18 protein-coding genes are annotated in these 22,288 nt (G+C 74.1%); 8 read left to right on the top strand and 10 right to left on the bottom strand.

All coding sequences use genetic code 11. The features are described 5' to 3' along the window. Window positions 1-327: 327 nt before the first annotated feature. Complete coding sequence (locus tag A6A06_RS37560) at window positions 328-1,422, bottom strand: GNAT family N-acetyltransferase (RefSeq protein WP_073768103.1); 1,095 nt, start codon at window positions 1,420-1,422, stop codon at window positions 328-330. A gap of 1 nt (window position 1,423) precedes the next feature. Continuing rightward, the gene (locus A6A06_RS37555) at window positions 1,424-1,930 is read right to left on the bottom strand and encodes a hypothetical protein (RefSeq protein WP_242441137.1); all 507 of its coding nucleotides are present in this window, start codon (window positions 1,928-1,930) and stop codon (window positions 1,424-1,426) included. A 396-nt stretch (window positions 1,931-2,326) separates the two neighbouring features. Between A6A06_RS37555 and A6A06_RS37550 the strand changes: the two genes are divergently transcribed. Continuing rightward, window positions 2,327-3,133: an SGNH/GDSL hydrolase family protein gene (locus tag A6A06_RS37550; RefSeq protein WP_073768101.1), complete on the top strand. Its 807-nt coding sequence runs from the start codon at window positions 2,327-2,329 to the stop codon at window positions 3,131-3,133. Window positions 3,134-3,149: 16 nt separating this feature from the next. Here A6A06_RS37550 and A6A06_RS37545 read toward each other — a convergent pair whose 3' ends face one another. From A6A06_RS37545 to A6A06_RS37530, 4 genes are all read right to left on the bottom strand, one after another. Next, window positions 3,150-4,595, bottom strand: coding sequence for a serine/threonine-protein kinase (locus A6A06_RS37545; protein ID WP_242441152.1), 1,446 nt, complete (start codon window positions 4,593-4,595; stop codon window positions 3,150-3,152). A gap of 200 nt (window positions 4,596-4,795) precedes the next feature. Continuing rightward, window positions 4,796-6,367, bottom strand: a complete 1,572-nt coding sequence (locus tag A6A06_RS37540) for a nickel transporter (RefSeq protein ID WP_079194617.1) — start codon at window positions 6,365-6,367, stop codon at window positions 4,796-4,798. After that, window positions 6,364-7,695 carry a tetratricopeptide repeat protein gene (locus A6A06_RS37535; RefSeq protein ID WP_242441136.1) on the bottom strand — a complete coding sequence of 444 codons (1,332 nt, stop codon included), beginning with the start codon at window positions 7,693-7,695 and terminating at the stop codon, window positions 6,364-6,366. The genes A6A06_RS37540 and A6A06_RS37535 overlap by 4 nt, the downstream gene beginning before the upstream one ends. 23 nt (window positions 7,696-7,718) lie before the next feature. Beyond that, on the bottom strand, window positions 7,719-9,323 hold the full coding sequence (locus A6A06_RS37530; RefSeq protein ID WP_073768095.1) for a DUF4331 domain-containing protein: 1,605 nt from the start codon (window positions 9,321-9,323) through the stop codon (window positions 7,719-7,721). 223 nt (window positions 9,324-9,546) lie between these two features. Here A6A06_RS37530 and sigK point away from each other — a divergent pair, with 223 nt between their 5' ends. From sigK to A6A06_RS43360, 3 genes are all read left to right on the top strand, one after another. Continuing rightward, complete coding sequence (gene sigK / locus A6A06_RS37525) at window positions 9,547-10,122, top strand: ECF RNA polymerase sigma factor SigK (protein ID WP_079194616.1); 576 nt, start codon at window positions 9,547-9,549, stop codon at window positions 10,120-10,122. Next, entirely contained in the window at window positions 10,119-10,967 is an 849-nt protein-coding gene (locus tag A6A06_RS37520) for an anti-sigma factor (protein WP_079194615.1), read from the top strand. The genes sigK and A6A06_RS37520 overlap by 4 nt, the downstream gene beginning before the upstream one ends. A gap of 133 nt (window positions 10,968-11,100) precedes the next feature. Next, window positions 11,101-11,364 carry a hypothetical protein gene (locus A6A06_RS43360; RefSeq protein ID WP_073768393.1) on the top strand — a complete coding sequence of 88 codons (264 nt, stop codon included), beginning with the start codon at window positions 11,101-11,103 and terminating at the stop codon, window positions 11,362-11,364. Between the two features lie 33 nt (window positions 11,365-11,397). Here the strand turns inward: A6A06_RS43360 and A6A06_RS37510 are convergent, their stop codons facing one another. Then, entirely contained in the window at window positions 11,398-12,603 is a 1,206-nt protein-coding gene (locus A6A06_RS37510; RefSeq protein WP_073768093.1) for a CaiB/BaiF CoA transferase family protein, read from the bottom strand. A 58-nt stretch (window positions 12,604-12,661) separates the two neighbouring features. Next, complete coding sequence (locus tag A6A06_RS37505) at window positions 12,662-13,936, bottom strand: type ISP restriction/modification enzyme (protein ID WP_443333822.1); 1,275 nt, start codon at window positions 13,934-13,936, stop codon at window positions 12,662-12,664. A gap of 154 nt (window positions 13,937-14,090) precedes the next feature. Here A6A06_RS37505 and A6A06_RS37500 point away from each other — a divergent pair, with 154 nt between their 5' ends. Beyond that, on the top strand, window positions 14,091-15,452 hold the full coding sequence (locus A6A06_RS37500) for an MFS transporter (protein ID WP_073768091.1): 1,362 nt from the start codon (window positions 14,091-14,093) through the stop codon (window positions 15,450-15,452). Window positions 15,453-15,479: 27 nt separating this feature from the next. Here A6A06_RS37500 and A6A06_RS37495 read toward each other — a convergent pair whose 3' ends face one another. Both A6A06_RS37495 and hmgA read right to left on the bottom strand, forming a co-directional pair. Continuing rightward, window positions 15,480-16,229: a GntR family transcriptional regulator gene (locus tag A6A06_RS37495; protein WP_073768089.1), complete on the bottom strand. Its 750-nt coding sequence runs from the start codon at window positions 16,227-16,229 to the stop codon at window positions 15,480-15,482. Between the two features lie 63 nt (window positions 16,230-16,292). After that, window positions 16,293-17,618 (bottom strand): homogentisate 1,2-dioxygenase, encoded by a 1,326-nt coding sequence (hmgA, locus tag A6A06_RS37490; protein WP_073768087.1) that lies wholly within the window; start codon window positions 17,616-17,618, stop codon window positions 16,293-16,295. Between the two features lie 293 nt (window positions 17,619-17,911). On the opposite strand from hmgA, the gene A6A06_RS37485 reads away from it, so the two are divergent. From A6A06_RS37485 to A6A06_RS37475, 3 genes are all read left to right on the top strand, one after another. Next, window positions 17,912-19,387 (top strand): CitMHS family transporter, encoded by a 1,476-nt coding sequence (locus A6A06_RS37485; RefSeq protein ID WP_073768085.1) that lies wholly within the window; start codon window positions 17,912-17,914, stop codon window positions 19,385-19,387. A 3-nt stretch (window positions 19,388-19,390) separates the two neighbouring features. Continuing rightward, window positions 19,391-20,707 carry an MFS transporter gene (locus A6A06_RS37480; protein WP_073768083.1) on the top strand — a complete coding sequence of 439 codons (1,317 nt, stop codon included), beginning with the start codon at window positions 19,391-19,393 and terminating at the stop codon, window positions 20,705-20,707. Between the two features lie 92 nt (window positions 20,708-20,799). Continuing rightward, entirely contained in the window at window positions 20,800-22,218 is a 1,419-nt protein-coding gene (locus A6A06_RS37475) for an aldehyde dehydrogenase family protein (RefSeq protein ID WP_073768389.1), read from the top strand. Window positions 22,219-22,288 lie beyond the last annotated feature (70 nt).

The raw sequence follows: 22,288 nt of genomic DNA, 5'->3' as shown, positions 1-22,288 counted from the left end.
GGTTCGAAAGGGGGGTTCGCACCCCGCTCAGGACGGCATGGATCTTTTCGCCGTGCGAACAGGGCGAGCTGGCATTCGTGTTTCCGGCCGCGCGGCTCGTGTCCCGACGGTCCACGCGGTGTTCATCACGTGAAGATCGAGCACGGCACCCCCCTACCGCGCCTCGCTCCGGGCCCTGTCGCGACGCTTGAGCCCTCCCCTAGAGCCGCCTTGCATGACGGGCCGGTGCGAGTGGTGTACGACGGTATTGATGACTGGGACTCTATGGCAATACCTCGACCTCGCATCCCGTTTCGCGGCATTGGCGGATATGGAGCGGTGCCCTCCTCAACGCCCCGACCGGATTCGGCCCATCCGTTTGAGGAGACGATCAGCCGGCTCGAACAATTCCGGCCGGGCCAGCACCGTGTTACGCAATGCCCGCACCGGTACCCGGTGTGCCCGATGGCACAGCGCGACCGGATGGGGCCGCGCCACCCACCCTTCGGACACGGAAAGGTCCCGGGTCTTCAGGGAGTCCTTGTATTCCTTTTCGCCGCGGCCCAGATCGAGATAGGCGAGCCCGTCGGCCGCGGCCCCCTCGGCCATCCGCAGGTGCAGCACCAGCCCCGGTGAGAACTTCGCGTACTCCGGGTCGTAGGCGGGGAACCAGCAGGCGAGCACCCGCTCCGAACGCAGGCCGAAGTGCGCGGCGATCGGCCGGTCGCCCGCGTAGAGCACCGACAGCAGTCCGGCGAAGGACGGCGTGCGCGAGTGGAAGAGCTGGTCCACGAGCTGGAGGATCCAGGGGTGCGCGAAGCGGTCGCTGCGGCCCGTCCTGCGGTACTGCGCCGACTTCCAGTCGATCAGGCGGCGCAGCGCCGCCGGGTCCCGCTCGTCGTGCACGTACCGCACCGGCCCGACGTCCCGGGCCAGCTTGCGCTCCTTGGCGAGGGTCGTGCGGGTGAACTTCGGCGCCTGGGACCGCAGCCGCCCCAGGTAGGTCTCGTACCCCTGGTCCACGTCGATGACGGGGGAGGGATAACTGCGCAGCGGACTCGTCTCGAAGGGCTTCTGCCCCTCCACCAGATGGTCGAACTCCAGCACCGACAGCCCGCAGGCCCGCAGCAGTTCGCGGGAGTCCCACTGGAAGCCGGGCCGGTGCACCAGCCCCTGCGCGTCGGAGACCCCCAGCCCGATCGCCCGCCCGACGCCCAGCGACGAGCGCTGGAAGGGCAGGAACGCGGCCGGTTCACCGTCCTCGCGGATCACCGCGATCCGCACCCCGCGCCGGCAGTGGCCGACGGCGAGGGTGAACTCGGGTGCGAGGAAAGGATTGGCCAACTGGGGCGTACCCAGCAGATGGGCCTGGGACTGCACGGTGCTCCACGCCGCCCGGTCGGTGCCCTTGAGCTCACCCGGGCGGTACACGCTGATGTCCACGTCAGTTCGTCCGACTTCCCCGTCCACGGGCGCCGGAACGCCGGCGCCGCACGCTGACCCCTAGGAATACGATGCCGCTGAGCACGGCCACCGCCACCACCCCGCCGCGCGCCGACCAGATGTGCAGCGCGAGCATGACCTGCGCGACGAGCAGGTCCACGGCGACGGCCCCGGCCCCCGCGACGACGGTCCGGCTGAGCGGGTCGAGCCGCCCCAGCGCGGCGGCGACGGCCGTGGCGGGCGCCAGCACCAGGAAGAAGAGCGTGCAGGGCGCGCGCAGCGGCGAGGCGATGTCGGCGAGCGCCAGAAAGGCGCCCACACCGCCCACGGCCACGGCCGCCCCGGCCAGAACGGGTGCCGAATCCGCGCGCAGCCGTCCGCCGCCGCGGCCGTCCGCGCCGGACCCCGGATGGTCCGGCCCGCCGTCTCCCGGACCGCCGTGCGCGGGCCCGTCGCCGGCCGGTCTGCCGCCGTCCGGCGCGTTGCCGTTGATGGTCTTGGTCTGCATTGGCAGCTTTGCCCCCCATAAGCGCCTGATGCCGGGCTTCAATGTCGCGCAGGGGGCGCGCGCCCGTCAAGACACGAAGAAGGTGTGAACGGGCCATGTCTACCGCGTGGTTGGGGGCGTGGGCGACCCGTTCGTGAAGCGGGGCCTGCCCGTTCGGCCGGTGACCGGCCGCCGGGGGAGGGGGCTTTACGCCGGAGGCGGTCTGGCCTGATCGCTGCGGTGGTGATGCGTCTTTGGCGCACGCCTCCTGGCGGGTAGTCATATGTACACGTCACGCGAATGCCACGACACGTCCACAGGGATCACCCGTGATCGTGAGAATTGGTGTCGACGCTTCCCGTAACGGATGGGTCCTGCTACATCAGAAGTGGCAGAGATCCTGCTCAGGGAGGTTCCATGAGACTGTCCCGAAGCGCGGCGACGGCGTCCGCGCTCCTCGTCACCACGGCGCTCGCGCTCTCCGGCGCGAGCGCCGCCGTGTCCGCGCCCCAGGTCAAGGCCACCGACTACGTGGCCCTCGGCGACTCCTACTCCTCAGGTGTGGGGGCGGGCAGCTACGACAGCGGCAGCGGCTCCTGCAAGCGCAGCTCCAAGTCCTACCCGGCCCTGTGGGCCGCCGCCCACGCCCCTTCGTCCTTCAGCTTCACCGCCTGCTCCGGCGCCCGTACGGGGGACGTGCTGGCCAGGCAGCTCGCCCCGCTGAACTCCGGCACGGACCTGGTGAGCCTGACCGTCGGCGGCAACGACGCGGGCTTCGCCGACACCATGACCACCTGCGCCCTCCAGGGCGAGACCGCCTGCCTGAACCGGGTCGCCCAGGCGCGCGCCTACATCAAGCAGACGCTCCCCGCGAAGCTGGACCAGGTCTACGACGCGATCGACGGCAAGGCGCCCGCGGCCCAGGTCGTCGTCCTGGGCTACCCCCGCTTCTACAAGCTCGGCGGCGGCTGCGCCGTCGGCCTCTCGGAGAAGTCCCGCGCGGCGATCAACGCCGCCGCCGACGACATCAACACCGTCACCGCCAAGCGCGCCGCCGACCACGGCTTCGCCTTCGCGGACGTCAACACGACGTTCGCCGGGCACGAGATCTGTTCCTCCGCCCCCTGGCTGCACAGCGTGACCTTCCCGGTGGAGAGCTCCTACCACCCCACCGCCAACGGACAGTCCCAGGGCTATCTGCCCGTCTTCGACTCCGTCGCCTGACCCCGCGCCTCCGCCCCTAGGAAGTCCCGCCTCCGGGCGGGACTTCTTCATAGGTCCGCGCGCCGCCGCCGTCGTCCCGTGTGCCGGTCGCCCCGCCGTACTGCCCGCCGTCACCGGCCCCGCCCGCGGTCGTGGCCGGTGAGGTCGTGGGGGCGGGCGTGGTCGGCCCGGTGGTCGTGGGGTGTCCGGTCGTCGGTGCCGGGGTCGTACGGGGCGGGGTGGTCCGTGGGTAGGTGTGTCCGGGCGGAGTGGTGGCGGGGTACGTACGGCCGGGAGTCGTGGCGCCCGGGGGAGTGGTGGCGGAAGCCGTACTGCCGGGGGACGACTGTCCCGGGGAAGCGCCGCCCCCGCCGCCCGTACCGCCTCCGCCGTCGCCGGTGCTTCCCCCGGAGCCCCCGCCGCCCGTCGTGCTGCCCGGCGTACGGTCCGGCGTGCCGCCGTCGTTCAGCAGCGCGTACGCCACTCCGCCCGCCGCCAGCAGGGCGAGCAGCGCACCGGCCAGCAGCAGCCGGACCGAGCGCCGCCGGCGCCGCTCGGCCTCCCGGCCGGCCACGGCCGTCGTGGTGTCCCCGGCCGGTGTCCCGTCCGGTGTCCCGTTGGGCGGGCCCGGCTCCGGCATCGGTGCCGCGGGGCCGTATCCGTACCCGTCCGCGGTGTAGGTGCGGTCGGCGGAGACCGTCGGCGGCGGCACCACGACCGTCGGTGTGGCGCCGCCGCCCGCGACCGCCTCCAGCATCCCCTGCGCCTCGGCCGCGTCCAGGCGCTCCCGCGGGTCCTTGCGCAGCAGCCCCTCCAGTACGGGCGCCAGCGGTCCCGCACGCCGGGGCGGCGGCAACGGCTCGTCGACCACCGCGCGCAGCGTGGTCAGCGGAGTGTCCTGGCGGAACGGCGAGCTCCCCTCCACCGCCGCGTACAGCGTCACGCCCAGCGACCACAGGTCCGACTCCGGGCCTGCCTGCTGCCCCAGCGCCCGCTCCGGCGCCAGGAACTCCGGCGACCCCACCAGCTCGCCCGTCAGCGTCAGCGCGGCGGAACCCGCCACCCGCGCGATACCGAAGTCGGTCAGCACCACCCGGCCGTCGTTGGACAGCAGGACGTTGCCCGGCTTCACGTCCCGGTGCAGGACGCCCGCCGTGTGCGCGACCCGCAGCGCGGCCAGCACCTGCGCCCCGATGCCCGCGGCCCGGCGCGGCTCCATCGGCCCCTCCGCGGCCAGCGTCTCCGCCAGCGACAGCCCGCGGACCAGCTCCATGACGATCCACGGCCGCCCGCCCTCGGACACCACGTCGAAGACGGTCACCACGTTGCGGTGCGCGATACGGGCCGCGGCCCGGCCTTCCCGCTCCAGCCGCGTGTACAGCAACTCCTCCTCGCGGGTGGTCAGATCGCGCGGCGCCCGCACCTCCTTGACGGCGACCTCGCGGGCCAGCACCTCGTCCCGGGCCCGCCACACCACGCCCATACCGCCCCGGCCCAGCTCGTCGCCCAGCCGGTAGCGCCCCGCCAGCAGCCGTCCGCCGTCCCCGCCCTCCCCGCCGCCCCGCAGGCCACCGGTTCCCGCATCGCCAGGACCTCCCGCACCGCCTGGACCTCCCGCACCGCCAGGATCCTCGCTCATGGACGAGCCCCCCTCGCAGTAGAGCGATTCGGTGGAAACGTACCTCAACCCAGCGTGGTTGCCGCCCCCTTGAGCAGCAATCCGCAGCCGAGCAGGAGGACGACGGCAGCGGTGCCGACGGGCGCGAGCCGGTGCGCGGCGGACAGCAGCCGCGCGCCGGCCCCGCGCCCGGCGGCCAGCCGGTCACCGAGCCGCAGCGTCAGCCGTACGGCCAGCAGACCCGCCGCGGCCAGGGTTGCGGCCAGCCCCGCGCCGTACGCGACGACCAGCAGGAACCCGAACCACGCCTGGCCGAGCGCCGCGGCGCCGACCAGGACCACCACGGCGGAGGGGCTGGGCACCAGCCCGCCGGCGAAGCCGAGCAGGATGGTGCCGCGCAGACCGGGGCGGGCGGGGTGGTGGTGATGATGGTGGTGATGGCCGTGGGAATGCTGATGGCCGTGTGAGTGGTCGTGTCCGTGGTCATGTTCGTGGCCGTGGCTGTGGCCGTGTTCATGCCCGTGACCATGTTCGTGCCCGTGCCCGTGCCCGTGCCCGTGCCCATGGCCGTGCCTCCGCAGCCGCAGGGCGCGGCGCAGCAGCAAGGCGCCCGCTCCGGCCACCAGCGCCCCGCTGGCCACCCCGAGCCAGGCCACCACGGAGGGCGCGGCGGCCGACCCGGCCGCGATCAGCGCCCCCAGCCCGAAGACGCCCAGGGTGTGCGTCACGGTCACCGACAGGCCCAGCGCCAGCACGTCCCGCCGCGAACTCCGCCCGCCCGCCGCCGCTGCCGCGGCCATCATGGTCTTGCCGTGTCCCGGCGCGAGGGCGTGCAGCGCGCCGAGCAGCAGCGCGGTGCCGAGCGCGAGCGCCGCGAAGGCGGGGGTCAGGTCGTGCCGGGCGACGAGCCCGGTCAGCGCCTGCGTCCAGCGGTCCGCGCCCCGCGGCAGGACGGAAGCGGCGGGCGGGGCCGCGGCGGGCGGCGAGCCGGCCGTGTCCGACAGTGCAGGCCCTCCCGCTACGGCTCGTACAGCCGCCGAACGCCGGGCGGGCGGCGACGCCAGTACCTCCTGCGGGTACGCGGTCAGCCGCCGGGACACCGACTTCGCGGGCACGTCGGACGCGGTGAGCCGGGTACGGTCGCCCTGGGCCGTGACCTCCCGCCAGCCGGGTGCGCCGTCGCCCTCCGCCGCGCGGAACCGCAGCGCGGCCCGCCCGTCCGAAGGCAGCCGTGCGGTCAGTCCGCACTCCAGGCGCAGCGTCGGCAGCCCGGCCTGGCCGGGCCGGGTGTCCGCCGTGGCGCCCGTGGCCCGCAGCTGTTCCCGGCGTCCGTCGACGGTCAGTCCGCTGCCGCGGGCCGCCGTCCGGCACCGTTCCCCGGCCCACCCCGCCAGTTCCGTACGGCTCAGAACCCCGTTCCCGTCCCGGTCGATACGGGCCTTCTGCTGGGCGGCCGGGATCTCCGCGAGGTCCTCGACATGGTCCACGCGCAGTTCGCCGGGCCGGACGGCCAGCCCGTCGTACTGGCTGACGGTGAAGTTGCCGAGCGGGTGCGCGCTCGCGGGACCGGCCGGTACGAGCAGCAGCAGAACGGCCGCGAGCGCCACGGCCAGCAGGGTGGCGGCCCGGCGGGTCACCGTCCGGCCTCCAGGGAAGCGAGTGCGGACCGGGCCGCGGCCGAGCCGGTGGGCGAGAAGCCGGGGTCCAGGCGCAGGGCGGCGGACAGGTCGCGGCGGGCGTCGTCGGTCCGGCCGAGCGCGCGCTCGATCATGCCGCGGTGGTAGAGGAACGCCGCGTCCCGGAATCCGGGGGCGGCAGCGCGCTCGGCGTAGGGGAGGGCTTCCCGGTCCCGGCCGGTCCGGTGCAGGGCCCAGGCCAAGGCGTCGGCGCTGTGCACGGTGTGGCGGCGGGCCCACTCGGCGCGGGCCGCGCGCAGGGCGGCCCGCCGGTCACCGTGGTCGGCTTCGATCAGCGCGGTGTCCAGGTCCACGGCCACGCCGTTGGCGCGCGCGAGGTCGTCCCAGGTCCCGGCCAGGGCGTACTGCCGTTGAGCGAGCGCCCGTTCGCCGCGCGCTTCGTAGACCTCGCCGAGCGCGGCCAGGGGGCCCGGAAGGGGATAGCGGCGTACGACCTCGCGCAGTTCGCGCGCCGCCTTGTCCAGTTCGCCGCGCGCCGCGTAGGTACGTGCCCGGCCTTCCAGGGCCGGAAGGTGGGCGGGTACGGCGCGCAGCGCATCCCCGTAGTGCCGGAGGGCTTCCGGGTACTGGCCCTGGCTGCGTGCCAGTTGGCCGAGCGCCGTGGCGACGTACGCGATGTCGGCGGGCTGTGCGGCGGACCGCCGGGCCAGGTCCAGCACCTTGCGGGCGCCTTCGGCGTCACCGTGCAGCTCCCGCACGTAGGCGAGCCGGGTGAAGGAAGGAAGGCCGGGGTGCACCGCGTCGGCGTGCCGGGCCGCCGCCAGCGCGGCGTCGTAGCGCCCCAGCTCGACCAGCGCGTCCACGCGGACCGCCAGGGCCCGCTCGCCGTACGGATTGACCGCGAGCGAGGCGTCCGCGTCCCGCAGCGCGGCACGGAAGTCGTGCCGCGCCGCGGCGAGCGCGGCCCGCCCCGCCAGCCCGGCGTCGTTCCCGCGCGGGCGGAGCGCGAGCGACCGGCCGAGGGCGCGTTCGGCCTGCGGGTAGCGGGTCGGGTCGCCGGTCGTACGGGCCTGCTCGACGTAGGCGGCGCCGAGCCCGGCCCAGCCGAGCCAGTCCCCGGGCCGCTCGCGCAGCCGCGCCTGGAGGGCGTTCACGGCGCCCGTCAGGCCGGCCGCCGCGCCGCGGTCCACGGGGACGTCGGGTGACGGCGGCGCGGGCACGAGGGCGGGTGCCCGGCCGCCGCCATTGCCCAGGACGAGCCCGCCGACCGTGACCGCACAAGCGAGGAGGAAAACGGTCACGACGGCGGCGGCCAGCCGGCCACGCACGCTCCTGGGCGTCCTGAGGTGCCTCAACGCCGGTCTCCCGCACGGCGGTTGGCACGCAGCCACAGCAGGGCGACCCCGGTCAGCACCAGCCCGGCGGCGCCTGCCGACGCGGAGGCGATCAGGACGGTGCCGTCGTTGTCGCCGTCACCGGTGCCGCTGTCCTGCGGACGCAGTCCGGTCCGCAGACCGGCCGACTGGTTCACCGAGCCCTGGGTGTTGCCGTCCGTGCTGCCGCCGCCGCTCTTCTTGGCCAGGGGCCCTTCGGAGCCCGAGGTGGGCAGCGCCAGGTAGGGGAAGGTCTTGCCGAAGGCCCGGTCGTTGGCGTCGACCGCGTCCCCCAGGTCGTTCTTCTGCCCGACCAGTTCGCCTTCGACCACCTGGAGGGAGATGTCCACGACGTCGTCGGTGAGCCGCCTGCCGTTCGGGTAGCCCGCGTTGTCCCCGTCGAGGACGCCGAGGCGCTTGGGCTGCGCGGTGGGCTGGATGGACGTGTTCAGCCGCAGCGCTTCCGCGGGGCGCACGTTCGGCGGCTGGTTCAGCTTGGGCACGCCGGTCAGGAACGCCTGGATCAGGTCCTTGCGGGGCAGCGCGGGTGCCTTGATCCCGTAGATCTTCTCGATCAGCCGGGCCAGCTCGGGGTCGGTGACGTACTTCAGGAACTGCGCGTCGTTCCACGGCGCGGACGCGTTGAAGCGGTCCTTGTCCTTGAGCGGGATGACCAGTTCGTTGACGAGCGGGTTGCCCATCCGGGACACCTGCGACCAGCCGCCGGAGGCGTTCTTGCGCTGGGTGGTGGACCAGACGCCGATCACCGGCTGCGAGGCGGACTGGCGCAGGGTGCTCGTCGGCACCTGGAGCGCGACGGACTGCACGTTGTAGCCCTTGAGGGTGTCCCGGCCGACCTCCGAGAGATCGCCGCCGTACAGCAGGTCGAAGGCGCGCAGGTCCAGGAAGAACGGGTCGTCGGCCTGGCCCGCGAAGGACGTCGCGCCGCCCGCGACCGGGCGGACCGCCTGGTCGCGCAGCTTCTGGTAGTCGGGCATGGAGGCCTTGCCGACGTTGGAGGGCGCGGCGACGAGGTCGTTGGCGACCTTCGTGCTGGAGACGACCTTCTGGTCCTTCAGCCGCAGCAGGTCGATGTCGTAGGTCTGGAAGAAGTTCAGGTCCTTGTCGTCGAGGGACGTGACCTGGCCGGTGTTGTAGAGGAACGTGTCGCCGCTGCGGTAGTTGTCCTTGAACGTCCACCGGTAGATCAGGTCGCCCTGGCCGTCCCCGTCGCTGTCCACGTGCACGTCGTACTGGGCGTCGGCGGCGAACTTGTAGAAGTTCGGGCCGCCCGCGGGCTCCGCGAAGGGCCACCAGTTGACCGACAGCGTGGTGGTGTCCGGCTTGTCGGGGCTCTGGTAGGCGTACACGTCCGTGGTGTCGTACTCCGGCTGCCCGGAGATCTGCGGCGCCTCCCGGTGGCTCGCGGCCTGCGCCGAGCGGACCGAGAGCGGGCCGGCCGCCGCGCCGGCGATGCCCGCGGTGGCCAGGGAGCCGCAGGCCAGCACGGCGACGGTCCGGCGGCTCCGCCTCCTGCCCTTCCCGGGCCTGGTGTCCTTCTCGTCCTTCGTGGTGGCGGTCATCGTGTGGGTCCTCCCCCTCGGGCGGGACCGGACGGCCCGGTCCTGGCGCCGCGGCAGTGCTGCCGTACCGGCGCTGTGGCGGCTATTCGGGGCCGCCCGCCGTCCGGATGGGTCCGGATTTTCCGCGGCCCGGGAAAGCCGTGGCCGCCCGGACCGGTCCGCCGCGCGTCTCGCCCCGAACCCACCACGGCGGGCAGAATGACCGGTCGTCACGGGAGCGGGGGTGAGCCGCGTGGACTCCGAAACGGCCGCAGGGCGCGGCGCCGAGGTGCTGCTGCCCCTGATCGCGCGCGGTGACCACGACGCTTTCGGGGAGCTGTACGACCTGGTGTCGGCGCCCGTCTTCGGTATGGCCCGGCGCGTCCTGCGGGACAGCGCCCAGGCCGAGGAGGTGACACAGGAAGTGCTGCTGGAGATCTGGCGACGGGCCGGCCGCTACGACCCGGGGCGCGGCAGTGCGCTGTCGTGGATCCTGACCCTCGCCCACCGCAGGGCGGTGGACCGGGTGCGTTCGGCGCGGGCCGCGAGCGCGCGCGAGGAACGGGCCGCGCGGCGGGGCGCGGTGACGGTTTTCGACGAGGTGGCCGAGGAGGTCGAGAGCTCCTTCGAGCGTGAGTGGGTGCGCCGGTGCCTGGAGCGGCTCACCGCGTTGCAGCGGCAGTCCGTCACCCTTGTGTACTACGACGGCTACACGCACCGGGAGGCGGCCCGTCGGCTGGCCGTACCGCTCGGCACGGTCAAGTCCCGGCTGCGGGACGGGCTGGCGCGGCTGCGCGACTGCCTGGCAGGTGCCGGATGAGCCGCCGACCGCCGTACGCGGCCCTGCGCGACGCGGCGCGCGCCGGGTGGCGGGGCCCGCACGCCCTGGCCGCCCCGTACGCCCTCGACGCCCTCGGCCCGCGTGAACGCCGCCGCTTCGAGCGGCACTTGCTGCGCTGCCCGGACTGCGCGGCCGAACTGCGGGTCCTCACCGAGGACGCGACCTGGCTGGCCCGCGCCGCCGCCCGTCCCGCGCCCGACGACCTGCGCGCCCGTGTGCTGACGGCCGCGCTGGCCACGGCGCAGGAGGCGGCGGTACCGGAATCAGATGTTCCGTCTTCCGTGCGTACGGCGGAGACCCGCACCGGAACGGAGAAGGCCCGCCTGCGCCTGCCCGTCCGGCTCGGCCCCCGCGTCGCCGCCGCGGTCACCGCGCTGAGCCTCGTCGTCAGCGCGCTGCTCGCCCTCCAGCTCGCCCGAACGGATACCGAACTGGACCACCAGCGCGCCGTGACGCAGGCCGTGAACGCGGTCCTGGCCGCCCCCGACGCGCTGGCCGTCTCCGGCCATCCGATCGGCGGCCGCTCCCTGAGCGCCGTCGAATCGGTCGCCATGAACCGGGCCGTGGTGAACGCCGCCGGGCTGCCGCCCCCGCCGGAAGGGCACGCGTACCAGCTGTGGCGGATGCGCGACGGGACCGCCACCGCCCGCCCGGCCGCGATGCTGCCGTACGATCCGCTGACCCGCACCGCGGGCCCCGCCGTGGTACGTGATCTTCGGCACGACGGGTCGGGGCGGGCGGACCGGCTCGCGGTCACCCTGGAGCCGGCCGGCGGCTCCGTCAGGCCCACGACCTCGGTACTCATTCAACTCGCCCTCGGCTGACGTTGATCCGTAAGGTGGCGTCAACGTCGGTGTGCGGGAGGTGAACGCCGCTGCCCGGGCCGCGCGCGTGTCGAAGGAGAGAGATAGGGTTACCCTGCCCGGGCCGGGTGCCCTCGTACGGGTGGGGAGTGTCATGGAACAGATAACAATGCGCAGCAGGCCTCGAGTGCCTGCCATCAGTTGCGGGAGCGGCGCGTCCAGCGCGCGGCTCGACCGCCATCTCGCAGTGCTGGGCGGTCCCGCCGTCCCGCACCGGGAGACGGAGGGCGCGACATCGTTGATGCAGGAGCTCACTGCTCGTGATCACCGGCGCAGCAGGACGAGCCGCGGCGCCAGGGTGTCGCTGTTCGCACCGCTGCGCAGGCTGCGCCGGTCGCTCTTCGGCGGCCACGGCTGAGGCACGGCCGTCAAGAGAGCCGGTCCCGGTCCCTCAGGCGACCACACCGTCCCGGCGCAGCGCTGCTATCCGCTCGCTCGTCAGACCCAGAGCGCTCAGCAGCGCGTCGGTGTGTTCGCCGAGGGCCGGGATGTCCCCCATCACCGGCCCGGAGCTCCCGGGCAGCGTGACCGGCGGCAGCAGCGCGCGCAGCGGCCCTGCCGGTGACCCCACCTCCCGCCAGCGGCCGCGTGCCGCGAACTGCGGATGCCCGGCCAGCTCCGCCACCCCGTTCAGCCGCGCACAGGCGATCCCCGCCTCCTCCAGCCGCCGTACGGCCTCGCCGGCTCCCATCCCGGCCAGCGCCTCACCCACCACACGGTCCGTCTTGTCCCGGTTGCGAGTACGCGCCACATTCGTCGCGAACGCCGGATCCCCGGCCAGTTCGGGCCGCTCCAGCACCTGCCGCGCCAGCCGCTGCCACTCCCGGTCGTTCTGTACGGACAGCAGCACCGGCTGTCCGTCCGCCGTCGGATAGGCGTTGTACGGCGCGATGACGGCGTGCGCGACCCCCGTGCGCGCCGGGGGTGTGCCCCCGTACATCCCGAAGTAGAGCGGGTGCCCCAGCCACTCGGCCAGCGCGTCCAGCATCGCGACCTCCACCGGGCCGCCGCGCCCTGTCGTGCCGCGGCGCAGCAGCGCGGCCAGCACACCGGTGAAGGCGTACATCGCCGCCGCGATGTCCGCCGCCGGTATCCCGGCCTTCGCGGGCTCCTCCGGCGTCCCGGTCAGGGAGACGAGCCCGGCCTCGCACTGCACGAGCATGTCGTAGGCCCGTTTGTGCGCGTACGGGCCGTCGGGGCCGTAGCCGGAGATGTCGACGGCGACCAGGCGCGGGTACCGGGCGCACAGCGCCGCCGCGTCGAGTCCGAGCCGCGCGGCCGCGCCCTGCGCCAGGTTCTGCACGAACACGTCCGCCCCCGCGAGCAGTTGTTCCAGCAGCGCACGGCCGCGCGGGTCCTTCAGGTCGAGCGCCAGGGACTCCTTGCCGCGGTTGGCCCACACGAAGTGCGAGGCCAGCCCGCGTACGGAGGTGTCGTACGCGCGGGCGAAGTCACCGCCGTCCGGCCGCTCGACCTTGATCACCCGGGCGCCGAGGTCGGCGAGCTGCCGGGTGGCGAACGGCGCGGCCACGGCCTGTTCGACGGCGACGACGGTGATGCCCTCCAGGGGCGGCGGCTGCGGCGGCGTGCGGTCCATGGTCGGAGCACCTACCCGCCGCCGCGCGCCGGGCAACGCCCGGGGCGGCCCGGCCGCGTCACAGGAGGGCGAACTGCCCGTCCGGGCCCTCCTCGTGGTGGTCCAGGACGGAGGCCGGGCGGCGGGCCGCGGCGGGCGGCGGCAGCACGCCTGCCGCGCGCAGCTCGGACGCCTCGACGCGCGGCCCGTCCGCCGTCCGCCGGTGCACGTCGTCCAGCGCCGGCCGCAGCCCGGCCACCAGCGACAGGACCGAGACCAGCTCCAGCAGTTCGGTGGTCCACTCCTGGGGCCAGGTGGCCGGCCGCACCGCCTCCAGGCTCCCCGGCTCGGCCACCGGAGCGGTACGGCGCCCGAACCACGCCTCCAGTACGCGCACCCCGCCCGCCTCGGCCTCCCAGGCCGCCGGGGACACGGGGGAGACCCGGCCGGGGCCGAGGAGCAGCGCCTCCTCGTCCGGCAGGTAGGAGAGAGCGTCGGGCAGTCCGCGGGCGGGCAGCGGGGCCCGTACGTAGGGGCGCCGCCCTCCGGGCATCCGAGGACGGTCACCGGCGCGCGCCCCGTACGCCGTCCCGTCACCCCGTGCGCCCCTCGTCTGGAGCCACAGCAGCCGCTCGCCCAGCCCGACACCGTCCTCCCACACCCCGGCGTCGGCGGTCAGCGGCACGACGGCGCCGGACGGCGTGGGCCGGGCGCTCGCCACCGTCCAGGCGAGCACCTCCGCCGCGCCCACCGGCCGGTCCAGACGCCGGGCCAGCAGCTCCGCCAGGCCGGGGGCGAGGTTCGGCTCGCGGCCGCCGGGGCGCCGGTACAACGGGCGGATGCGGCCCGGACGGCCGGCCGGTGACCGGCCGTCCGGCAGCAGCGCGGAGGCGACCAGCGCCGGGCCGTCCGTCTGCGGTACGTGCCCCAGCTCCACCACGAACACCTGCCGCCCGTCCGCGACCCGCCACAGCTCCGGCCGGGCACCGTCGATCAGCCGGTGGTCGGGCAGCAGCCACTGCTGGTCGTACGGGCCGTGCAGGACGCGCACCGGATCGGGGCACGGCCCGCCGGTGTGCGCGAGCCGGCCGGTGGGCGTCGGCTGGCCGGGCAGCTGAGGCACCGCCGTACGCAGCGTACGGGCGCGGCTGGGCCGGAACAGCCGCTCGCGCGCGCCGTCGTCCGCGGCCTCGTGCAGCGCCGCCCAGCGGGCCCGCAGCGAGGCGGCGTCCGGGGCCATGACCCAGCCGCGGCCGAGCCGCAGCGGCGCGGCCGACCAGGGCATCAGGTCATCGAGCCGGGGTGCCGCCGCGAGCCTGCCGCCGCCGCTGCCCGTCCCCTGTGTCACCGTCACGCGGGTCGCCCTCCCTGGACCTTCGGTGCGCTCGGTCGCTGGGGGCATCGTAACGGCGGCGGCCGGAGGCGGTCTTTTGCGAGTGATCACCGACGGGTACGGTCCTGGCCGTACGCCCGTATGACCGCCGCCGCCGTCCGCCGGGAGGAGCACCATGACCGCCACGCAGCTCACCGGTGCGCGGGCGGGAGCCCGGCTGGACCGGCTGCCGCCGTCCCGCTGGCATCGCCGACTCACCTTCACCGTCGGCATCGGCGCCTTCTTCGACCTCTACGAGATCTTCCTCGGCGGGGTGCTGGCCGCGGTGCTCGCCGAGCGCTGGCACCTGGACCACACCGCCAAGTCGTGGGTGATCGCCGCCGGGTTCCTCGGCATGTTCGTGGGCGCCAACGTCCTGTCGGTGCTCGCGGACCGGTTCGGGCGGCGCCGGATGTTCCTGGTCAATCTGGGCGCGTACTCCCTGTGTTCGCTGCTGTGCGCCTTCGCGCCGAACGTGGAGTGGCTGATCGCGCTGCGCTTCCTGGCCGGGCTCGGCCTCGGCGCCGAACTCGTCCTGGTGGACACCTACCTCGCCGAGTTCCTGCCGCGCGCGGTCCGCGGCCGCTACATCGCCTGGGCCTACACCTTCGGCTTCCTCGGCGTGCCGGCGGCCGCCTTCGTCGGCGCCCGCCTGGTCGCCACCCGCGAACTGTTCGGCGTCGAGGGCTGGCGCTGGCTGCTGGTGGCGGGCGCGCTGGGCGCGGCGTTCATCCAGCTCATGCGGGTCCGGCTGCCGGAGTCGCCGCGCTGGCTCGCCGTACACGGCCGCGAGGAGGAAGCGGCACGGATCGTCACGGACATCGAGGAGCGCGTCGCGCGGGAGACCGGCGGGACGCTGCCGTCGGTCGCCGCGGCGGCGGAGGTGCCGCAGCGCCGCGTCCCGCTGGGCGAGATGTTCCGCGGCGACCACCGGCGCCGCACCCTGATGTGGTGGATCTTCCAGGTGCTGCAGACCGTCGGCTACTACGGCTTCGGGTCGCTGGCGCCGGTCGTGCTGACCGCCAAGGGCCACACCGTCACCGCGTCGCTGAGCTACGCCGCCCTCGGCTTCTGCGGCTACCCGCTCGGCTCGGCCCTGTCCGTACCGCTCATCGACCGCGTCGAGCGCCGGACGCTGATCATCGCCGCCGCGCTCGGCATGGCGGCGTCCGGCCTGGCCTTCGGCTTCGCGGATTCCGGCCGGCTGATCGTGAGCGCCGGCTTCGCGCTGACCGTGTGCAGCAACGTCTTCTCCAACGCCTTCCACGTCTACCAGACCGAGATCTTCCCGACCGGCCTGCGCAGCAGCGCCATCGGCATCGCCTACTCGCTGTCCCGGCTCACCTCGGTGATCCTGCCGTTCGTCGCGCTGACCGTGCTGGACGCTCTGGGGCCGGGCGCCGTCTTCACCGGCTCGGCCGCGCTGATGGTGCTGCTGTGCCTGGACGTGGCCCTGCTGGGCCCGCGCACCACGGGGCGCAGCCTGGAGCGGATCTGAACGCGGCGTCCGGGCCGGGCCGGTGGCTCAGTGCGCGTCCAGCGTCACCGTGAAGGAGAACCGGTCGCCCCGGTAGTGGATGCGCGCGACGTCCACCACCCGGCCGTCCTGGTCGTACGTGATGCCCGTGTAGTGCAGGATCGGGCTGAGCAGCGGCACCTGGAGCAGCCGGGCGGTCTCCGGGTCGGCCAGCCGCGCCTCGACGGTGTCCGTGATGCGGCTGATGGCGATGCCCACCGAGTCCCGCAGCACCTTCGTCATCGGCCAGCGCTCCAGGTCCGCGAGGTCCACGCGGGCGGCGACGTCGGGGTGCAGGAAGTTGCGCGCGTGGTTCGTCGGCTCGCCGGTCTTCGCGTCGCTGCGCAGCCTGCGGTACGTGGCCACCTCCACCAGGCCGGGGAAGAACTCCACCAGCTCGGACGGCACCGGGGCCGGGCCGTGGGCCAGCAGTTCGGTACGCATACCGGACTGCTGGGCCACGATCGCGTCCACCGAACCGAGCAGCCGCACGGGCGTCCCGCGCCGCGCGCTCGGCTCGATGAACGTGCCGCGCCTGCGGTGCCGGCTGATCAGCCCCTCCGTCTCCAGCTCCTTGAGCGCCTGGCGCATGGTCAGCACGCTCACGCCGTAGTGCGCGGCGAGCGCGTCCTCGGTCGGCAGGCGCAGCGGGGCGGCGGGGGAGCGGCCGAGTATGGACGCGCGCAGCGACTGCGAGACCTGGTACCACAGCGGCAGCTTGCGGTTCAGGTCCAGCGAGTCGGGGGCGAAGGTGGTCACGGACGACTCCGTATCAGGGGCCGGGCGGGCTCTTGCGATGTGTCCGACGGGTCGGGGCAGGCCCTAGGGACGGAAGTGGCGCTCCAGACCCTGCCACACCTGGTCGTAGCCGCTCTGCAGGTGGTCGGCGCCGGCCGCCTGCCCGGTGAGGGTGACCGGCCAGCGCGTCTCGAACATGAACGCCAGCCCGTCGTCGATCTTCTGCGGCTTCAGCTCGGCCGCGCTCGCCCGGTCGAAGGTCTCCCGGTCCGGGCCGTGCGCGGACATCATGTTGTGCAGCGAGCCGCCGCCCGGGACGAAGCCCTCCGCCTTGGCGTCGTAGGCGCCCTCGACGAGCCCCATGTACTCGCTCATCACGTTCCGGTGGAAGTAGGGCGGCCGGAAGGTGTTCTCGCCGACCAGCCAGCGCGGCGCGAACACCACGAAGTCGACGCCCGCCAGGCCCGCGGTGTCGGACGGCGAGGTCAGCACGGTGAAGATCGAGGGGTCCGGGTGGTCGTAGCTGATCGAGCCGATGACGTTGAAGCGGCGCAGGTCGTAGACGTACGGGACGTGGTTGCCGTGCCAGGCGACGACGTCCAGCGGCGAGTGCGCGTACGTCGCCCTCCAGAGGTTGCCGCAGAACTTGTTGACGACCTCGAAGGGGCCCTCGGTGTCCTCGTACGCGGCGGCCGGCGCGAGGAAGTCCCGGGCGTTGGCCAGGCCGTTGGCGCCGATCGGGCCGAGGTCGGGGAGCTGGAAGGGCTGTCCGTAGTTCTCGCAGACGTAGCCGCGGGCGGTGGCGTCGAGCAGCTCGACGCGGAAGCGGACGCCGCGCGGGATCAGCGCGACGTGCCCTGGTTCGGCGCGCAGCAGGCCCAGTTCGGTACGGATCAGCAGCCCGCCGTGCTCGGGCACGATCAGCAGTTCGCCGTCCGCGTCGCTGAACACCCGGTGTTCCATGGAGGCGTTGGCGTGGTAGAGGTGGATCGCCATGCCGGTGCGCTGGGTGGCGTCGCCGTTGCCGCCCAGGGTCCACAGTCCGGCCAGGAAGTCGGTGGGGGCCCCGGGATCCGGCAGCGGGTTCCAGCGCAGGCGGTTGGGGTCGGGCTCGGTCTCGGTGAACGGCGCGCCGCGCACCGCTCCGTTGTCCATCCGGGTGAACGCGGGGTGCGCGGCGGACGGGCGGATGCGGTAGAGCCACGTACGCCGGTTGTGGGAGCGCGGCTCGGTGAACGCCGAACCGCTCAGCTGCTCCGCGTACAGGCCGAGGGGGGCCCGCTGCGGGGAGTTGCGGCCCACCGGCAGGGCGCCGGTGACGGCCTCCGAGCTGTGCTCGTTGCCGAAGCCCGCGGAGTACGCGAGCCCCTCGGCCGTCTTTCTCGCCCGCTCGTTGCCCGTGCCAGTCATCGCGCGCTCCCGCCGCTCAAGGGGACTCAGCAATCCTATGGAGGACCTTAGGATTGCGGACCCGGTCCGTCAACGGAGACTCTCGGCCACCCGACGGGGCCTCCGGGCGGCCCCGGGCCGGCGGCGTGCCGGTCCCGGACCGGCCGGACCGCGGTGCGCACACCGCTTCGGCGGCTTGTTGTTTTGCTCGTATTGCTCGCGCGTCAAGACCTTGTTAACGAAAGTTTCGGCCACCTAGCGTCGCCTCGACCGCCGTCCCGGGCGGTGTTCAAAGGCGAACGTGAGGTACCCCCATGCTGACAGTCCTCGGATTCGTCATGATCGCCACCTTCCTGGTGCTGATCATGACGAAGAAGATGTCGCCGATGGCAGCGCTCATTCTGATCCCCGCGCTGTTCTGCGTCCTGGTCGGCAAGGGAGCGCACCTCGGCGACTACGTCCTCAAGGGCGTGGGCGACCTGGCGCCGACCGCCGCGATGCTGATGTTCGCCATCATCTACTTCGGGGTGATGATCGACGTCGGGCTGTTCGACCCGGTCGTCCGGGGCATCCTGCGGTTCTGCAAGGCGGACCCGGTACGGGTCGTGGTCGGCACCGCGCTGCTCGCCGCGATCGTCTCGCTCGACGGCGACGGCTCCACCACCTTCATGATCACGGTCTCCGCGCTCTACCCGCTCTACCGCCGCCTGAAGATGAGCCTGGTGGTCATGACGGGCGTCGCCGCCATCGCCAACGGCGTCATGAACACCGTCCCCTGGGGCGGCCCGACCGCCCGCGCCGCCACCGCCCTCAAACTGGACGCCGGCGACATCTTCGTCCCGATGGTCCCGGCCCTGGCCACCGGCCTGGTCGCGGTCTTCCTGCTCGCGTACGTCCTCGGGCGCCGCGAGCGCAAGCGGCTCGGCCTGCTCACGCTCGACGACGCCGGGACCGCCACCGACCGGGCGGCGTCCGGATCGACGGCGGCCGAACCGGTGCTCGCCGCGGCGACCGGGGGCTTCGGGGCCCGCGTCCGTACGGCCGTCACGCGCAAGGCGGCACCGCGTACGCCGGCACCGCACACGGCCGAGGCCCGCCCCGCCACGGCGACCGGCCCCGCCGACACCGCCCCCGGCACCGACGACGACTTCCGGGGCCTGGACCCGCACCGCGCCACCCTGCGCCCCAAGCTCTACTGGTTCAACGCCGCGCTCACCGTCGCCCTGCTGGTCCTCCTCGTCCTGCAGACGCTGCCCATCCCGGTGCTCTTCCTCCTCGGCGCCGCCACCGCGCTCACCGTCAACTTCCCCCACATGCCGGACCAGAAGGCCCGGATCGCCGCCCACGCCGAGAACGTCCTGAACGTCTCCGGCATGGTCTTCGCCGCCGCCGTCTTCACCGGCGTCCTCACCGGCACCGGCATGGTCGAGCACATGGCCCGCTGGCTCGTCGACGGCATCCCGGACGCGCTCGGACCGCACATGGGCATCGTCACCGGCATCCTGAGCATCCCGCTCACCTACTTCATGTCCAACGACGGCTTCTACTTCGGCATCGTCCCGATCCTCGCCGAGGCGGGCGCCGCACACGGCGTCGGCGCCCTGGAGATCGCCCGCGCCTCGCTCGTCGGCCAGGCCCTGCACATGTCCAGCCCGCTGGTCCCCGCCGTCTACGTCCTCGTCGGCATGGCGAAGGTGGAGTTCGGCGACCACACCCGCTTCACCGTGAAATGGGCGGTGCTGACCTCCCTGGTCGTCCTCGCCGCCGGCCTGCTGTACGGGATCATCTGACCCGTGGACGCCGCCACACCCGGCCGGGGCTGGCTGCTGCGCCTGGTCGTCACCTTCTCCTTCGCCCAGGCCGCGGTGAGCATGGCCCGGCCCGCCGTCTCCTACCGGGCGCTGGCACTGGGCGCCGACGAACGGGCGGTCGGCGTGATCACGGCGGTGTACGCGCTGCTGCCGCTGCTGGTGGCCGTACCGCTCGGCCGCCGCACCGACCACGGCCGCTGCGCCCCGCTGCTCGTCGCGGGCGTCGCCCTGATCTCCGGCGGCTGCGCGCTGAGCGGCGTGGCGGGCTCGCTCCCGGCGATGGCCGCCTGGAGCGGGGTGATGGGCCTGGGCCACCTGTGCTTCGTCATCGGTGCCCAGTCCATCGTCGCGCGGCGCAGCGCCCCCGACGAACGCGACCGCAACTTCGGCCACTTCACCATCGGCGCCTCCCTCGGCCAGCTCGTCGGCCCGGCCGCCGCCGGACTGGTCGTCTCCGAGCACGACGGCGCGATGGCACCCACCAGCGCCACCGCGCTCCTCGCCGCGGGCGCCCTCGCCGCCTTCTCCTACGTGTCCCTGTGGCGCCTGGAACAGCGGCCCGTGCGGGGCGGAGCCCTCACCTCCGGGGCCGCCCGGGACCGCACGCGAGCCGTCGAACGGACCTCCGTACGGGGCATCCTGCGCACCCGGGGCGTCGCGGCCGGCATCTTCATGAGCCTCGCGGTGCTCTCCGCGACCGACATCCTCACCGCCTACCTCCCCGTCATCGGCGAGGACCGGGGCATCGCGCCCGCCACCGTCGGACTGCTGCTCAGCCTGCGCGCGGCCGCCACGGTCGCCTGCCGACTGGTCATGACGCCCATGATCCGCCTGCTCGGGCGCACCGCCCTGATGGTGACCAGCTGCGCGCTCGCGGGTCTGCTCTGCGCCGGACTGGCCCTGCCCGCGCCGGTCTGGGCGCTGGCGGTGATGCTCGCCGTCCTCGGCTTCTGCCTCGGCGTCGGCCAGCCGCTGTCCATGACCACGGTCGTCCAGGCCGCCCCGGCGGCGGCCCGCAGTACGGCGCTCGCCCTGCGCCTGACCGGCAACCGCCTGGGCCAGGTCGCGGCCCCCGCGGGGGCGGGCCTGCTGGCCGGGCTGGCCGGGACCGCCGCGCCGTTCGCGATGCTCGGCGCCCTCCTGCTGGCCTCGGCGGCCGTCGCCGCCCGCCCGGCGCGCAAGGCCGCGGCGCCACCGCCCCGGGAGAGAACCGGCGACGGCCCTCCGGCGCCGCCCGCCGCCGGGCGCCCCTGCGACGAGCGAACCCGTCGCGACGGGGCGCGCCCCCGTGGCCGGTAAGGGGGCTGGCGCCGTAAAACTACCGCCGCTAGTTTGGGCGGGCGGGTACCTTCGGGGCCCACGGGACAGCAACCGGCGTGGGAGGCGACGACGTGAAGCAGCACGACGCTCTGTACATCGACGGAAGCTGGCGGCCCGCCGCCGGACCGGACACCATCGACGTCGTCAACCCGGCCGACGAACGGGTCATCGGCACCGTCCCCGCCGGTACCGCGCAGGACATCGACGCGGCGGTACGCGCCGCCCGCGCCGCCCTGCCGTCCTGGGCCCGCACCGCACCCGCCGAGCGCGCCGCCCGGCTGACCGCGCTGCGCGACCAGCTCGCCGGGCGCGCGGAGGAGATCGCCGAGACGGTCACCGCCGAGCTGGGCGCGCCGCTGGCGTTCAGCAGGGCGGTGCACGCCGCGGTCCCGGTCGCGGTGGCCGGCTCGTACGCCGAACTGGCCGCCACCCACCCCTTCGAGGAGAAGATCGGCACCTCCACCGTCCTGCACGAACCGGTCGGCGTGGTCGGCGCCATCACCCCCTGGAACTACCCGCTGCACCAGATCGTCGCCAAGGTGGCCCCGGCGCTCGCCGCGGGCTGCACGATCGTCCTCAAGCCCGCCGAGGACACCCCGCTGACCGCCCAGCTCTTCGCCGAGTGCGCGGACGCGGCGGGCCTGCCGGCCGGCGTCTTCAACCTCGTCACCGGCCGCGGCCCGGTCGCCGGCCAGGCACTGGCCGAGCACCCCGACGTGGACCTGGTCTCCTTCACCGGCTCGACCGCCGTCGGCCGGAAGGTCGGCGCCATCGCCGGAGCCGCCGTCAAGCGCTGCGCCCTCGAACTCGGCGGCAAGTCCGCCAACGTGGTGCTGCCCGGCGCCGACCTCGGCAAGGCCGTGGCCGTCAACATCGCCAACGTCATGGCCAACTCCGGTCAGACGTGCAGCGCCTGGACCCGGCTGCTGGTCCCCGCCGACCGGTACGACGAAGCCCTGGAACTGGCCGCCGCGGCCATCGCCAAGTACGTGCCGGGCGACCCGCTGGACGCCGCCAGCCGCCTCGGACCCGTCGTCAACGCCACCCAGCGCGACCGGGTCCGCGGCTACATCGAACGCGGCATCGAGGAGGGCGCCCGGGTCGTCGCGGGCGGACCGGACGCCCCCGAAGGGCGCGAGCGCGGCTACTACGTCCGCCCGACGCTCTTCGCCGACGTCACCCCCGGCATGACTATCGCCCAGGAGGAGATCTTCGGCCCGGTCGTCGCGGTCCTGCCGTACGCGGACGAGGAGGAGGCCGTGGAGATCGCCAACGGCACGGTCTACGGCCTGGCGGGCGCGGTCTGGGCCGCGGACGAGGACGAGGCGGTCGCCTTCGCGCGGCGCCTGGACACCGGCCAGGTCGACATCAACGGCGGGCGCTTCAACCCGCTCGCGCCGTTCGGCGGCTTCAAGCAGTCCGGCATCGGCCGGGAACTGGGCCCGCACGGCCTGAGCGAGTACCTCCAGACCAAGTCCCTCCAGCTCTGAGCCCGGCCGTTTCGCAGTCCGCGTTTCGAAGTCCGCGTTTCGAAGTCCGCGTTTCACAGTCCGAAGGAGC

It is taken from the genome of Streptomyces sp. CB02923, assembly GCF_001905005.1.
In the GTDB taxonomy this organism is placed as follows: domain Bacteria; phylum Actinomycetota; class Actinomycetes; order Streptomycetales; family Streptomycetaceae; genus Streptomyces.
This window is presented reverse-complemented; position numbering and strand designations above follow the sequence as displayed.

Bases quoted from the DNA above. Each gene is read 5' to 3' on its own strand.
- A6A06_RS37555 (WP_242441137.1), bottom strand. From the start codon at position 1,930: ATGCAGACCAAGACCATCAACGGCAACGCGCCGGACGGCGGCAGACCG.
- A6A06_RS37550 (WP_073768101.1), top strand. From the start codon at position 2,327: ATGAGACTGTCCCGAAGCGCGGCGACGGCGTCCGCGCTCCTCGTCACC.
- A6A06_RS37545 (WP_242441152.1), bottom strand. From the start codon at position 4,595: ATGGGCGTGGTGTGGCGGGCCCGGGACGAGGTGCTGGCCCGCGAGGTC.
- A6A06_RS37530 (WP_073768095.1), bottom strand. From the start codon at position 9,323: ATGACCGCCACCACGAAGGACGAGAAGGACACCAGGCCCGGGAAGGGC.
- A6A06_RS37520 (WP_079194615.1), top strand. From the start codon at position 10,119: ATGAGCCGCCGACCGCCGTACGCGGCCCTGCGCGACGCGGCGCGCGCC.
- A6A06_RS43360 (WP_073768393.1), top strand. From the start codon at position 11,101: ATGGAACAGATAACAATGCGCAGCAGGCCTCGAGTGCCTGCCATCAGT.
- A6A06_RS37510 (WP_073768093.1), bottom strand. From the start codon at position 12,603: ATGGACCGCACGCCGCCGCAGCCGCCGCCCCTGGAGGGCATCACCGTC.
- A6A06_RS37500 (WP_073768091.1), top strand. From the start codon at position 14,091: ATGACCGCCACGCAGCTCACCGGTGCGCGGGCGGGAGCCCGGCTGGAC.
- hmgA (WP_073768087.1), bottom strand. From the start codon at position 17,618: ATGACTGGCACGGGCAACGAGCGGGCGAGAAAGACGGCCGAGGGGCTC.
- A6A06_RS37485 (WP_073768085.1), top strand. From the start codon at position 17,912: ATGCTGACAGTCCTCGGATTCGTCATGATCGCCACCTTCCTGGTGCTG.